This is a genomic window from Achromobacter maghribensis (assembly GCF_057334215.1).
Genome location: NZ_JBHFII010000035.1, coordinates 29,387 through 40,222, shown reverse-complemented (window position 1 = coordinate 40,222; position 10,836 = coordinate 29,387). Strand labels below are relative to the sequence as shown.

12 protein-coding genes are annotated in these 10,836 nt (G+C 67.2%); 1 reads left to right on the top strand and 11 read right to left on the bottom strand.

Annotated elements, in window-relative coordinates:
• Nucleotides 1-28: 28 nt before the first annotated feature.
• From ACE039_RS14565 to ACE039_RS14550, 4 genes are read right to left on the bottom strand one after another with little or no spacing between them, the layout of a single operon-like run.
• Nucleotides 29-796 carry a LamB/YcsF family protein gene (locus ACE039_RS14565; protein ID WP_485822668.1) on the bottom strand — a complete coding sequence of 256 codons (768 nt, stop codon included), beginning with the start codon at nucleotides 794-796 and terminating at the stop codon, nucleotides 29-31.
• Nucleotides 793-1,803, bottom strand: coding sequence for a 5-oxoprolinase subunit C family protein (locus ACE039_RS14560; RefSeq protein WP_485811682.1), 1,011 nt, complete (start codon nucleotides 1,801-1,803; stop codon nucleotides 793-795). Before ACE039_RS14560 ends, ACE039_RS14565 begins: the two co-directional genes overlap by 4 nt.
• Nucleotides 1,800-2,534 carry a 5-oxoprolinase subunit PxpB gene (pxpB, locus tag ACE039_RS14555; protein ID WP_485822667.1) on the bottom strand — a complete coding sequence of 245 codons (735 nt, stop codon included), beginning with the start codon at nucleotides 2,532-2,534 and terminating at the stop codon, nucleotides 1,800-1,802. Before pxpB ends, ACE039_RS14560 begins: the two co-directional genes overlap by 4 nt.
• Before the next feature lie 24 nt (nucleotides 2,535-2,558).
• Entirely contained in the window at nucleotides 2,559-2,990 is a 432-nt protein-coding gene (locus ACE039_RS14550) for a VOC family protein (protein WP_105559481.1), read from the bottom strand.
• 140 nt (nucleotides 2,991-3,130) lie between these two features.
• Between ACE039_RS14550 and ACE039_RS14545 the strand changes: the two genes are divergently transcribed.
• Entirely contained in the window at nucleotides 3,131-3,997 is an 867-nt protein-coding gene (locus ACE039_RS14545) for a LysR family transcriptional regulator (protein ID WP_199196924.1), read from the top strand.
• 118 nt (nucleotides 3,998-4,115) lie between these two features.
• On the opposite strand, the gene serA is transcribed toward ACE039_RS14545, so the two are convergent.
• The 7 genes from serA to ACE039_RS14510 all read right to left on the bottom strand — a co-directional run.
• A complete protein-coding gene (serA, locus tag ACE039_RS14540; RefSeq protein WP_310034089.1) occupies nucleotides 4,116-5,312 on the bottom strand; it encodes a phosphoglycerate dehydrogenase in 1,197 nt (398 codons plus the stop codon).
• Nucleotides 5,313-5,409: 97 nt separating this feature from the next.
• A complete protein-coding gene (locus ACE039_RS14535; RefSeq protein WP_485822666.1) occupies nucleotides 5,410-5,868 on the bottom strand; it encodes a DUF411 domain-containing protein in 459 nt (152 codons plus the stop codon).
• A gap of 44 nt (nucleotides 5,869-5,912) precedes the next feature.
• Entirely contained in the window at nucleotides 5,913-6,848 is a 936-nt protein-coding gene (locus ACE039_RS14530; RefSeq protein ID WP_485811683.1) for a copper resistance protein B, read from the bottom strand.
• 3 nt (nucleotides 6,849-6,851) lie between these two features.
• Nucleotides 6,852-8,576: a copper resistance system multicopper oxidase gene (locus ACE039_RS14525; protein ID WP_485822665.1), complete on the bottom strand. Its 1,725-nt coding sequence runs from the start codon at nucleotides 8,574-8,576 to the stop codon at nucleotides 6,852-6,854.
• Nucleotides 8,577-8,595: 19 nt separating this feature from the next.
• Nucleotides 8,596-9,084 (bottom strand): cupredoxin domain-containing protein, encoded by a 489-nt coding sequence (locus ACE039_RS14520; protein ID WP_105559475.1) that lies wholly within the window; start codon nucleotides 9,082-9,084, stop codon nucleotides 8,596-8,598.
• Nucleotides 9,085-9,155: 71 nt separating this feature from the next.
• A complete protein-coding gene (locus tag ACE039_RS14515) occupies nucleotides 9,156-10,556 on the bottom strand; it encodes a heavy metal sensor histidine kinase (RefSeq protein WP_485822664.1) in 1,401 nt (466 codons plus the stop codon).
• On the bottom strand, nucleotides 10,553-10,836 hold a 284-nt coding region (locus ACE039_RS14510; protein WP_485822663.1), incomplete at its 5' end, for a winged helix-turn-helix domain-containing protein. The genes ACE039_RS14515 and ACE039_RS14510, both read right to left, overlap by 4 nt.

Here is a 10,836-nt window from a genome sequence, read left to right as displayed (position 1 = left end):
GGGGGGCGCTTCCTGGCCTGCGCGCTGCTCAGGCCCGAGGCGGCGTGCGGATTTCGATGCCCGACTGTTCCAGCGCCTGGCGGATGCCGTTGGCGAACAGCAAGGCGTTGGGCTGATCGCCGTGGATGCAAAGCGTGTCGGCCTCTACCGGCACGTCGTGTCCGTCGACGGAACGCACCTTTCCTTCGCGCACCATGCGCACCACTTGCGCCACCGCCTGGTCCAGGTCTTCGATCATGGCGCCGGCGCGCGTGCGCGGCGTCAGTGAACCGTCGTCCTGGTAGGAGCGGTCGGCAAACACTTCGCTGGCCGCTGCCAGACCGATCGCGCGCGCCGCATCGATCAGCTTGCTGCCCGCCAGCCCGTACAGGATCAGCGACGCATCCACATCCTTGACCGCCTGGCAGATGGCGCGTGACAGCCCTTCATCGCGGGCGGCCATGTTGTACAGCGCGCCGTGGGCCTTCACATGGTGCAGGCGCGCGCCTTGCGAAGCGGCCACGCCGGCCAGCGCGCCGATCTGGTAGACCACGATGTCATAGGCTTCATCCGGCGTGATCTGGATGACGCGGCGGCCGAAGCCCGCCAGGTCCTGCAAGCTGGGATGGGCGCCCAGCGCCACGCCGTGCTTCTGCGCCGCGGCGACGGTCTTGCGCATGGTGGCGGGGTCCCCGCCATGGAAGCCGCAAGCGATATTGGCGGAGCTGACGTATTGCAGCACCGCCGTGTCGTTGCCCATGGTCCACGCGCCATAGCTTTCGCCCATGTCGCAGTTCATATCGATGCGGGTGGTCATTGTGGTTTCCTTGTTGCGGGGGCCAGAAGCGCGCGCAGGGGGGCCAGCGCCTCTTGCAATTGCATGAACGCGTGTTCGCGCCCGGCGTCCAGGCGTTGCGCGTCATCCAGGCCGATCAGCTGGAAGCGCAAGGCCTGGCCGGGCGCGGACTGCGCCAGCGCGGGCAGGTCCACCGTCGCGATCTGCGCGATCTTGGGATAGCCGCCGGTGGTTTGCCGGTCGGCCATGAGGATAATGGCTTCGCCGCCCGCGGGCACCTGCACGGTGCCGAAACTGGCGGCCTCGGACAGCATCTGGCGCGGCTGGCTCATGGACAGCGCCGGGCCCGTCAGGCGGTATCCCATGCGATCGGATTGGGGGCTGACGCGGAATTCCGCATCCGTGAAGGCCTGCCGCGCGGCCGCCGAGAATTCTTCCCAGTGCATGCCCGGCAGGAAACGGATGGCGCCGCGCCGTTGACCGCCCAGCGTGCCGGGCAGATAGGCGCGGATATCCCATAGCGCCGCTTGCAGCGCATCCAGGCCGTGGCCGTCCAGCGGGGCGCGCAGCGCAATGCGGTCGCCTTTGGCCAGCGCCCGGCCCTGGAATCCACCGAAGCCGCTGCGCAGGTAGGTCGCTTCGCTGCCCATGACGGCTGGCAGCGCAAAGCCGCCATGCACCGCCAGATAGCCGCGCACGCCCACGGCCGGCCTGGCGCCGAAGGCCAGGGTGTCGCCCGCCCGGGCGACCAGCGGCCGGTGCAGGGGGATGTCCTGGCCGTTGAGGGTGGCGCCCAGGTCGGCGCCCGTCAGCGCGAAGCATGCCGGGGCGTCAAAGCGGAGCGTGGGGCCAAGCAGGGTCATTTCCAGGGTGGCGGGGTCGCCGCTATTGCCGGCAAGCGCGTTAGCCAGCCGGTGCGCGCGTTCGTCCATGGCGCCCGCGGCCGGAATGCCTTCGTGCTGGTAGCCGTCGCGACCCCGATCCTGGAAGCTGGACAGCATGCCGGGCTTGATGACGGTCACGCTCATGGCCGGGCTTCCCGAAGGCGGTCGAATTCCTGTGCGCTGATGGGTACGAATCGGACCGAATCACCGGGTTGAAGCAGGGAAGCGGGCTCGCGGGCGGGGTCGAACAGCGTCAGCGGCGTCGCGCCGATAATGTTCCAGCCGCCGGGCAGCCGGTTGGGGTAGATCACGGTCTGCCGGTTGGCCACGGCGACCGAGCCGACGGGCACCGCAGTGCGTGGCGAGGGCCGACGCGGGATATTCAGTTTGGGGTCATGCACGCCCAGGTAGGCGTGGCCGGGCGCGAAGCCCAGCATGAACACCATGCAGCGAGGCTCGCTGTGCAGCGCGACGATTTCGTCTTCCGTCGTGCCAGCCGCCCGCGCCACCTCGGACAGGTCGGGGCCATGCTGGCCACCGTAGCAGACGGGGATGTCGATCTGACGGCCGGCCAGAGCGTCGGCGGCGATGCCCTCGGCCAGCAAGGCGTCGATGCTTGCGGTCAGGCTGCGGCAGGTGGGGCCGTTGCCCAGGCCGTCGGGCCGGTAGTGCACGGCCACCGCGACGAACGAAGGCACGACATCGGTCACGCCGGGCAACTGTGCGGCGCGCAGCTTGCGCGCCGCGGCCAGACAGGTCCGGCCGACCGATGCGTCGATCTTGTCGCCGAACGAGATGATCAGACAGCGATCACCCTGGGGCAGGATGCGCCAAGCGGTTTCGGCCGAAGAAGGGGGTTCTGACAAGGCGTTCAACGGCGCGAAACCTCTGGCAGCGGATTACTTGGCGAACAAGGAATCCATGTTCTTGAAGGCTTTGAATTCCAGCGCGTTGCCCGACGGATCCAGGAAGAACATTGTGGCCTGTTCGCCCACTTCACCCTTGAAGCGGATGTAGGGTTCGATGACGAACTCGGTGCCTGCGTCGATCAGGCGCTTGGACATGGTTTCCCATTGTTCCATGGAAAGCACGGCGCCAAAATGGCGCACCGGCACATTGTGGGAATCCACGGCGCTGGTGGCGTTGTGGCCGCATTCGCTGGGCGCCAGGTGGGCGACGATCTGGTGGCCGTAGAAATTGAAATCGATCCACTCGGGCGAGCTGCGGCCCTCCGGACAGCCCAGTTTTTCGCCGTAGAAGGCGCGGGCTTCGGCCAGGTCGCGAACCGGGAAGGCCAGGTGGAACGGCGGCAGGTTGGTTTGGGCGGTCATGAAAACTCCGGATCATTCAAAAAAAGGGATCGGCTTGCACGGGGCCGTTGGGCCTCCGTTAACACCAGCGCATAGTTTAGGTATTGTTTTTTTGATTGAAAAACGATATTTTTTGTGCCTTAGCATCAAAAATATTGATCGTGATCAAAGAATTCAAAACCTTCATCGCCGTGGCACGGGACGGTACGTTCACGGGTGCGGGCGCCCATCTGGGTTTGACGCAGTCGGCCGTCAGCGCCCAGATCAAGCGGCTGGAGGAATACCTGGGCGTGGCGCTGTTTGATCGCGGAGCACGGGCCGCCGTGTTGAACGCCCATGGCCGAGAGATGCTGCCGCAGGCGGAAGAACTCGTCGCCATGGCTGAGCGCATGGTGACGACAGCCGGGGCCGGTCAGGTCAGCGGGTCGTTGCGCATCGGCGCCATCGCCTCGGTGCAGCAAGACCTGCTGGTGCGCGCCTTGGGCCGCTTTCGCGCCGTCTACCCGGATGTGCGAGTGCGTATCGTGCCCGGTGTGTCGCTGTCGCTGCTGGGGCAGGTGGATGCGGGCGAAGTGGACATGGCCGTGCTGATCCGCCCGCCGTTCACGCTGCCGCCGGAACTGGGCTGGCATCGCCTGCTGAATGAGCCGGTGGTGCTGGCCGTACCGGCATCCTTGCCCGCAGCGCCCTGGCGCGAGCTGCTGGCGACGCAGCCCTTCATCCGTTACGACCGGGCCTCGTTCGGCGGGCGGGTGGTGGATATCTTCTTGAAGAAGCACCGCATTCATGTGCACGAAGCCGTGGAGCTGGACGAAATCGAAGCCATCGCCAATATGGTTCGGCACGGCCTGGGCGTGGCGCTGCTGCCGCAGCTGCGGCGGTTGGACGTGACGGGGCTGCGCCTGGTGCCGCTGGCCGAACAAGCGTTCCACCGGGAAATCGGCATCATCGGCCGCCTGCCGTTCGACGCGGGCAGCGTGCGCGAGAAGATGGCGGAATGCCTGATGACGGCGGCGGCTGAGCCGTGACGCCGCCGTTGGCCCGGCCGTTGATGTTGGCCGGGGTGCAGGCTTTGCCGGCCAGCGCCGGCCCGCCAAAAAAAAGCGCCCCGCGAAGGGGCGCTTTCCGTTTGGGCGCAACCGAGATTTACAGCCGGTCGCAGCGGACCGTGATGGGGTGATCGCGCAACGTGGTCATCACCGCGTCATCGACCTGGCCTTCCACGTCGGTGATCACGTAGCCAATCTGGCCCTTGGTCTGCAAGGTCTGGCTGACGATGTTCAGGCCGTGCTGCGCCATCAGGTTGTCCAGCGTGCCGAGCGCGCCCGGGGCGTTGCGGTGCACGTGCAGGATGCGCGTGGCGCCGGCCGGCTCCAGGTAGGGCAGTTCGGGGAAGTTGACGGCGCCCTTGGTCGTGCCGGCCTGCATGAAGCGCACCAGTTTCTCGGCCACTTCGCGGCCGATGTTCTCTTGCGATTCCTGCGTGCTGCCGCCAATGTGCGGCGTCAGGATGACGTTGGGCAGGCCGATCAGCGGGCTGGCCAGCGGTTCGTCCGCGCCCTTGGGCTCGGTGGGGAACACGTCCAGCGCGGCGCCCGCCAGATGGCCGGACTTCAGCGCGGCATGCAGGGCGTCGATGTCCACGACCGTGCCACGCGAAGCGTTGATGAGGATCGCGCCGCGCCGCATGCGGCCGATGGTTTCCGCATTCATGATGTTCTCGGTGGACTTGCCGCCCGGCACGTGCAGCGTCACCACGTCGGCCTGTTCCAGCAAGTCGTTGAGCGTCCCGGCGGGGCGGGCGTTGCCCAGCGGCAGCTTGGCTTCCACGTCGTGATAGACGACGCGCATGCCCAGGCCTTCGGCCAGCGTGCTGATCTGCGAACCGATATTGCCGTAGCCCACGATGCCCAGCGTCTTGCCGCGCGTTTCAAAGGCGCCCGAGGCGCTCTTGTCCCAATGGCCCAGATGCACGCGGGCGTTCTTTTCGGGAATCCGGCGCAGCAGCAGGATGGCTTCGCCCAACACCAGTTCGGCCACCGAACGCGTGTTGGAGAACGGCGCGTTGAACACCGGAACTCCGCGTTGCATGGCCGAATCCAGGTCGACCTGGTTGGTGCCGATGCAGAAGCAGCCTACGACGCGCAGGTCGGGGCTGGACAGCAGGGCGGCGTCCAGGTGCGTGCGAGAACGGATCCCCGCCACGTGCACGCCACGCAGGGCTTCCTGCATTTTCGCCGGCGGCAGGGCCGCGGCGTGCGTGACGATGTCGGTGTAACCGGCGGCTTCGAAGACTGCGCGCGCGCTCGGATGGATGTTCTCGAACAGGACGATTTTTGCCATGACTGCCAGGGGTGGGTGAAAAATGCGTTTTATCGATTGTGGCGCATTTTTGCTGCAGTGCAAGGAGTAGCCATTGAGACGGTGTGGATGAATTGTTTCAGCGGTACGCCTGGAAGACCTTCGCGCCGCCTTGCTTGTCCACCAGCAGGATGTCGTGCGGGGTCTTGCGCCCGCCGTACTCGGGGCCGTCCATGCCGGGCGATCCCAGCGGCATGCCGGGCGCGGCCCGGCCGGCCGCGGCCGGCTTTTCCAGGAGCAGCCGGCGGACGTCGCTGGCGGGCACGTGGCCTTCGACCGCGTAGCCGTCCACGACGGCGGTATGGCAGGACCCGTAGTCGGCCATGCCCGCGTTGCGGCGGATGGGGCCAGTGTCTTGCACGTCGTGCGTGGTAACGGCGAAACCGCTGTCGCGCATGTGCTTGACCCAGTCTTCGCAGCAGCCGCAGGTGGGCGTCTTCCAGACCTCGATCTTCACTGGCGTCTGCGCCGTGGCGAAGACGGGGGCCGCAAGGGCCGTGGCAAGAATCAGTCGGCGCGTGATGCGGGAAATGTTCATGATGCTCCGTGCACGAATAGGGATGGGAGGGGCGCGATACCGCGTCAGAACCAGAACCGCACGCCCGCCATGACGGCGGTTTGGGACCGGCTGGCCCCGGCGTCGGCGGCGTAGCTGGCGGTCTGGCCGAATTTCCGTTCGAACGAGACGCCGATGTACGGGGCGAACTCTCGCGTGACCTCATAGCGTAGCCGCAAAGAGAGCGACCCGGTCGACAGGCCCGAACCGATGCCGCGTTCCGGGTCGCGCTTGCCGTACAGGCTGGCCTCGATTTCCGGCGTGAGGATCAGGCGCTGCGTCAGCAGCAGGTCGTACTCGGCCTTCAGCGCCAGCGCGGTGCGGCCAGACGATCCCACATAGGCGGTGGTCTCCAGTTCGATGTTGTAGGGCAGCAGGCCTTCGACGCCAAACGCGGCCCAGTTGCGCTTGGGTCCGGTGCCGATATCGCGGCGCGCGCCCAGTTGCAGGTTCCAGAAGGGCGATACGGCATGGCTCCAGTAGGCTTCGACCTTGCCATCCGAGCCGCCGCCGCTTTCGCGTTCGCCTTCGCTCTTGATGAGCAGGCGATCGGTGGCCGACCCGAACCAGAAGCGGCCGTCCCAGTCCAGGGCGTTTTCGCCGTCGCGATTGCGCGTGACGCCGAATTTGTCGAACAGCACCTGCCAGGTGGACGCGTTGTCCATCATGTGCGGGTGAATACCGTAGCTGTCGTAGTCGCGCTCGCCCGCGCCGTCGCTGGTCGGCAGGCTGCCCGCCGGCGGCGCGTTCGACGCGGGGGCGCCGTGCCCCATCGCCGCGTGGTCCATGGCGGCCGGCGCGGGGGCAGGCGCCGGGGCAGGCGCGGCGGCTGGCGGCATCGCGCCGTGGTCCATGCCGGGCATGCTGGAATGGTCCATCGCGGCGGGTTGCGCGTGGACGCCCGATGCGCCCAGGGTCAAGGCCAGGACGCAGGCGCCCAGCAGTTTGCATTGAGTCGTCATCGCTTACTCCACCACGACCGCTCTGAACATGCCGGCCTCCATGTGATACAGCAGGTGGCAGTGGTAGGCCCAAAGTCCACGCGCATCGGCGCTGACGCGATAGCTCAGCCGTTGCGCCGGGTTGAGGGTGATGGTGTGCTTGCGCACCTGAAACGCACCGTCGGGCGATTCCAGGTCGCTCCACAGGCCATGCAGATGGATCGGGTGCGTCATCATCGTGTCGTTGACCAGCACGAAACGCACCCGTTCGCCGTAGCGCAGCACGATGGGTTTGGCGTCCGAGAACTTCACGCCATTGAACGACCACATGTAGCGTTCCATGTTGCCGGTCAGGTGCAGTTCGATCTCGCGAGAGGGCGCGCGGTTGTCTTCGGGTTCGCGAATGGAGTGCAGATCGGCGTACGTCAGCACCCGGCGGCCGTTGTCGCGCAGCCCCACGCCCGGGTCGTCCAGGCGTGTCGACACCACGTCGGGCAGCATGGAATTGCTGACGCCGCGCTCGGTCGGGTAGGGGTGCCTGACTTCAACCATGCCGCCTTGCCCGGCGGCAGAGGCGCCGTGGCCGCCGTGGTCCATGCCGGCCATGCCGCCTGAACCGCCACCCATGTCGTGCGCCATGCCCATGTCCATCATGCCCAGCAATTGAACGCGGTCCAGCGCGGGCACGTCGGCCTGCATGCCGGCGCGCGGCGCCAGCGTCGCGCGAGCAAAACCCGAGCGGTCCATCGCCTGGGAAAAGATGGTGTAGGCGCGGTCGTCCTGCGGCTCGACGATCACGTCATAGGTCTCGGCCACGCCGATGCGGAATTCTTCGACGTCGACGGGCCGCACGTCCTGCCCGTCGGCGGCCACCACCGTCATTTTCAGGCCCGGAATGCGCACGTCGAAGTACGTCATCGCGGATCCGTTGATGAAGCGCAACCGGATGCGTTCGCCCGGCTTGAACAGCCCGGTCCAGTTGCCCGAGGGCGTCGCGCCGTTGGTCAGGTAGGTGTAGGTGGCGCCCGACACGTCGGCCAGGTCCGTCGGCGTCATGCGCATCTGTTCCCACATCAGCCGTTCGGACAACGCCGCGCGCCAGCCGCGTTCCTGCGCGTCGGCGGCCAGGCTCTGGACGCTGGGCTGGATGCGGTTGTAGTACTCGGGCATCACCTTCAGTTTGTTGAAGAGCCGCATCGGATCTTCGTCCGTCCAGTCCGACAGCAGCACCGTGTAGTCGCGGTCGGACGCGATGGGATCGCGGCGGCGCGGGTCGATGACGATGGCGCCGTACAGGCCGGTCTGTTCCTGAAAGCCCGAGTGGCTGTGATACCAGTACGTGCCGCTCTGGCGCACCGGGAAGCGGTAGGTGAAGGTCTGGCCCGGGTCGATGCCCGAAAAACTCAGGCCGGGCACGCCGTCCATGTCGGTCGGCAGCAAGATGCCGTGCCAGTGAATGGAGGTCTGTTCGCGCAGCCGGTTGGTGACGTGCAGGGTGACAGTGTCGCCTTCGCGCCAACGCAGGAGCGGCGCGGGTACCTGGCCGTTGACGGTGGTGCCGATGCGTGCGGCGCCAGTGAAGTTCACGGGCGTTTCGCCGATTTCCAGATGGAATTCCGTGCCGCGCAATTCGGTGGCAGGCGCGGGCGCGGCCAATGCGGCGCGCCAGCCGTCCAGCGCGGCCAGCGCGCCGCCGGCGGCCAGGCCCTGCACGAAGCGGCGGCGGGCAAGAGGGGGAGATGTGCTCATGGAAAGAAGGCGCCGGGCGTCAAAGGACCGACACCGCTCCCTTCATGCCGGCGCTGTAGTGGCCGGGCTCCAGGCAGCCGAAGGACACCGTGCCCGCCTTGTCGAAACGCCAGACGATCTGGCCGCTCTTGCCGGCTTCCAGCGACACCGCGTTCGCCTCTTCGTGGCGCATGCCGGGGTCTTTCATCATCATGTCGTAGTGCGCCTTCAAGTCCGCATCGGTGCCCAGCACCAGCTCGTGGCGGATCTTTCCGGAATTGCGCACGTTGATGCGCACCGTCTCGCCTGCCTTGACTTCGATGCGATCGGGCGTGAAGCGCATGGCGTCGGTCATGTCGACATCGATGGTGCGCGTGGCGCGGGCGGCATCGCCCGGCTTGCCGATGGGCGTCGAGGCGGCAGGCATGGACATGCCGTGGCCGGCGTGGTCGCCTGCGGCCTGCGCGGCTCCGGCGACCAGCAAGGTCAGCGCGGCGGCTTGGGTAAAGCGGATCAGGGTGTCTTTCACGAGAGTCCTAGAGAGGGATGGCCGTGATGACACTGTAGGAAAGCGGGGGTGACCCGATTCTGTCGTTCGGATTACGGTTTTGTAATGTTGCCGGAAGCCGCTGGCGGCACGGGCCCGCGCAGCGTGATCCCCACCACCGTGCCATGGAGATCCGACACCGCGTCGACATCGCCGCCGTGCATGCGGGCGATGGCGCGCACGATGGCCAGGCCCAGGCCGTGGCCCTCGCTGCGCGGCGCGCGCGCCTGCCCCGACCGGAAGAAGCGGTCGAAAATGCGGGGCAGGTCGGCGGGCGGAATGGGGGGGCCGGGATTGCGCACTTCCACCCGCGCGCCCGCCGGCGATGCCGAGCAGCGCAGCACGATGTCGTGCCCTGCGGGCGTGGCCTTGATGGCATTGGAGATCAGGTTGGCCAAGGCGCGCCGCACCAGCCCGGGATTGGCGGCCACGGTGGCGTCGCCCTCGCAGCGCAGGCGCACGCCGTGCTCGTCCAGGGTGGCTTCGTAGTATTCCGCCACGCGGCGGGCCTCGGCCGCCAGCGATACCGGGGCCAGGTCGGCGGCCAGTTCACCACGGTCCGCGCGGGCCAGGAACAGCATGTCGTTGACCAGCTTCTTCAGGTCTTCGAGCTCTTCCAGATTGGATTCCAGGGCGTCGCGCAGTTCGGCGGCATTGCGCGGGGACGACAGCATGACCTGCGCGCCGTTGATCAATGTGGCCAGCGGCGTGCGCAGTTCATGCGCCACGTCGGCGTTGAAGCCTTCCATTTGCTGATAGGCCGCCTGCAGCCGCTCCAGCGTGCGGTTGAACGACCGCACCAGTTCGTGGAGCTCTCGGTCGGTGTCTTCCAGCGGCAGGCGCAGCGCCAGGTTGTCGGGCTGGATGCGCGCGGCCTGTTCCGACAGCCGGCGCGTGGGCGCCATGCTGCGGCGCACGGCCCAGGCCGCCAGCACGACCGTCGCGCCCACCCACAGCGCGCAGATCAGCAACAGGGCCGTGCCATAGGCGTACAAGAACTGCGAACTGGTGCGGGTGCTGACTGCCACGGTCAGCTGCGCGCCCGGCAGAATGCGGTCGTTCATGGCCACCCGCAAACCGCGCATGCGTCCGCCATCCGCCGTTTGCAGGACAACCTGTTGGCCGCCCACGGTGTCCAGTGTTTCGGGCAGGGCGCCGCCGTAGACGGCGTTGCCCTGCGCGTCCACGATCCAGATGCCCAACTGGCCCTGGCCTGCGCGCATTTCGTCGAAGGTGGCGGCCAGATCGTGCAGGCCGCTGGCGCTGTTCTGCATGTCGATCAGGTGGTTGATCAGTTCCAGCTTGCCGTTGACCTCGGTGATTTCCTGGCGCTCGACTTCGCGCTTGAGCGCCCAGAACAGCGTGGCCCCCGCCAAACTGGAGACCAGCAGCGCAATGGCGCCCAGCAACAGCGTCAGCCGCGCCTGCATCGAGCGCATGCGCGGCGGCTTCATTCGGAATGGGGCGCCGGATGGGGTTCCGGGCGCGACTCCAGCACGTAGCCCATGCCGCGCACGGTATGCAGCAGTTTGGTGTCGAACGGATCGTCCAGCTTGCTGCGCAAGCGCCGCACCGCCACGTCGATGACGTTGGTGTCGCTGTCGAAGTTCATGTCCCAGACCTGTTCGGCCAACGTGGTACGCGACAGCACCTGTCCCTGGCGGCGCAGCAGCAGCGCCAGCAGGCTGAATTCCTTGGCGGTCAGGTCCAGCCGGCGTCCGCTGCGTTGGGGGG

Excerpts from the sequence above, each read along its gene's own strand:
- ACE039_RS14565 (WP_485822668.1), bottom strand. The coding sequence starts at position 796 with ATGACCACCCGCATCGATATGAACTGCGACATGGGCGAAAGCTATGGC.
- ACE039_RS14560 (WP_485811682.1), bottom strand. The coding sequence starts at position 1,803 with ATGAGCGTGACCGTCATCAAGCCCGGCATGCTGTCCAGCTTCCAGGAT.
- ACE039_RS14550 (WP_105559481.1), bottom strand. The coding sequence starts at position 2,990 with ATGACCGCCCAAACCAACCTGCCGCCGTTCCACCTGGCCTTCCCGGTT.
- serA (WP_310034089.1), bottom strand. The coding sequence starts at position 5,312 with ATGGCAAAAATCGTCCTGTTCGAGAACATCCATCCGAGCGCGCGCGCA.
- ACE039_RS14535 (WP_485822666.1), bottom strand. The coding sequence starts at position 5,868 with ATGAACATTTCCCGCATCACGCGCCGACTGATTCTTGCCACGGCCCTT.
- ACE039_RS14530 (WP_485811683.1), bottom strand. The coding sequence starts at position 6,848 with ATGACGACTCAATGCAAACTGCTGGGCGCCTGCGTCCTGGCCTTGACC.
- ACE039_RS14525 (WP_485822665.1), bottom strand. The coding sequence starts at position 8,576 with ATGAGCACATCTCCCCCTCTTGCCCGCCGCCGCTTCGTGCAGGGCCTG.
- ACE039_RS14515 (WP_485822664.1), bottom strand. The coding sequence starts at position 10,556 with ATGAAGCCGCCGCGCATGCGCTCGATGCAGGCGCGGCTGACGCTGTTG.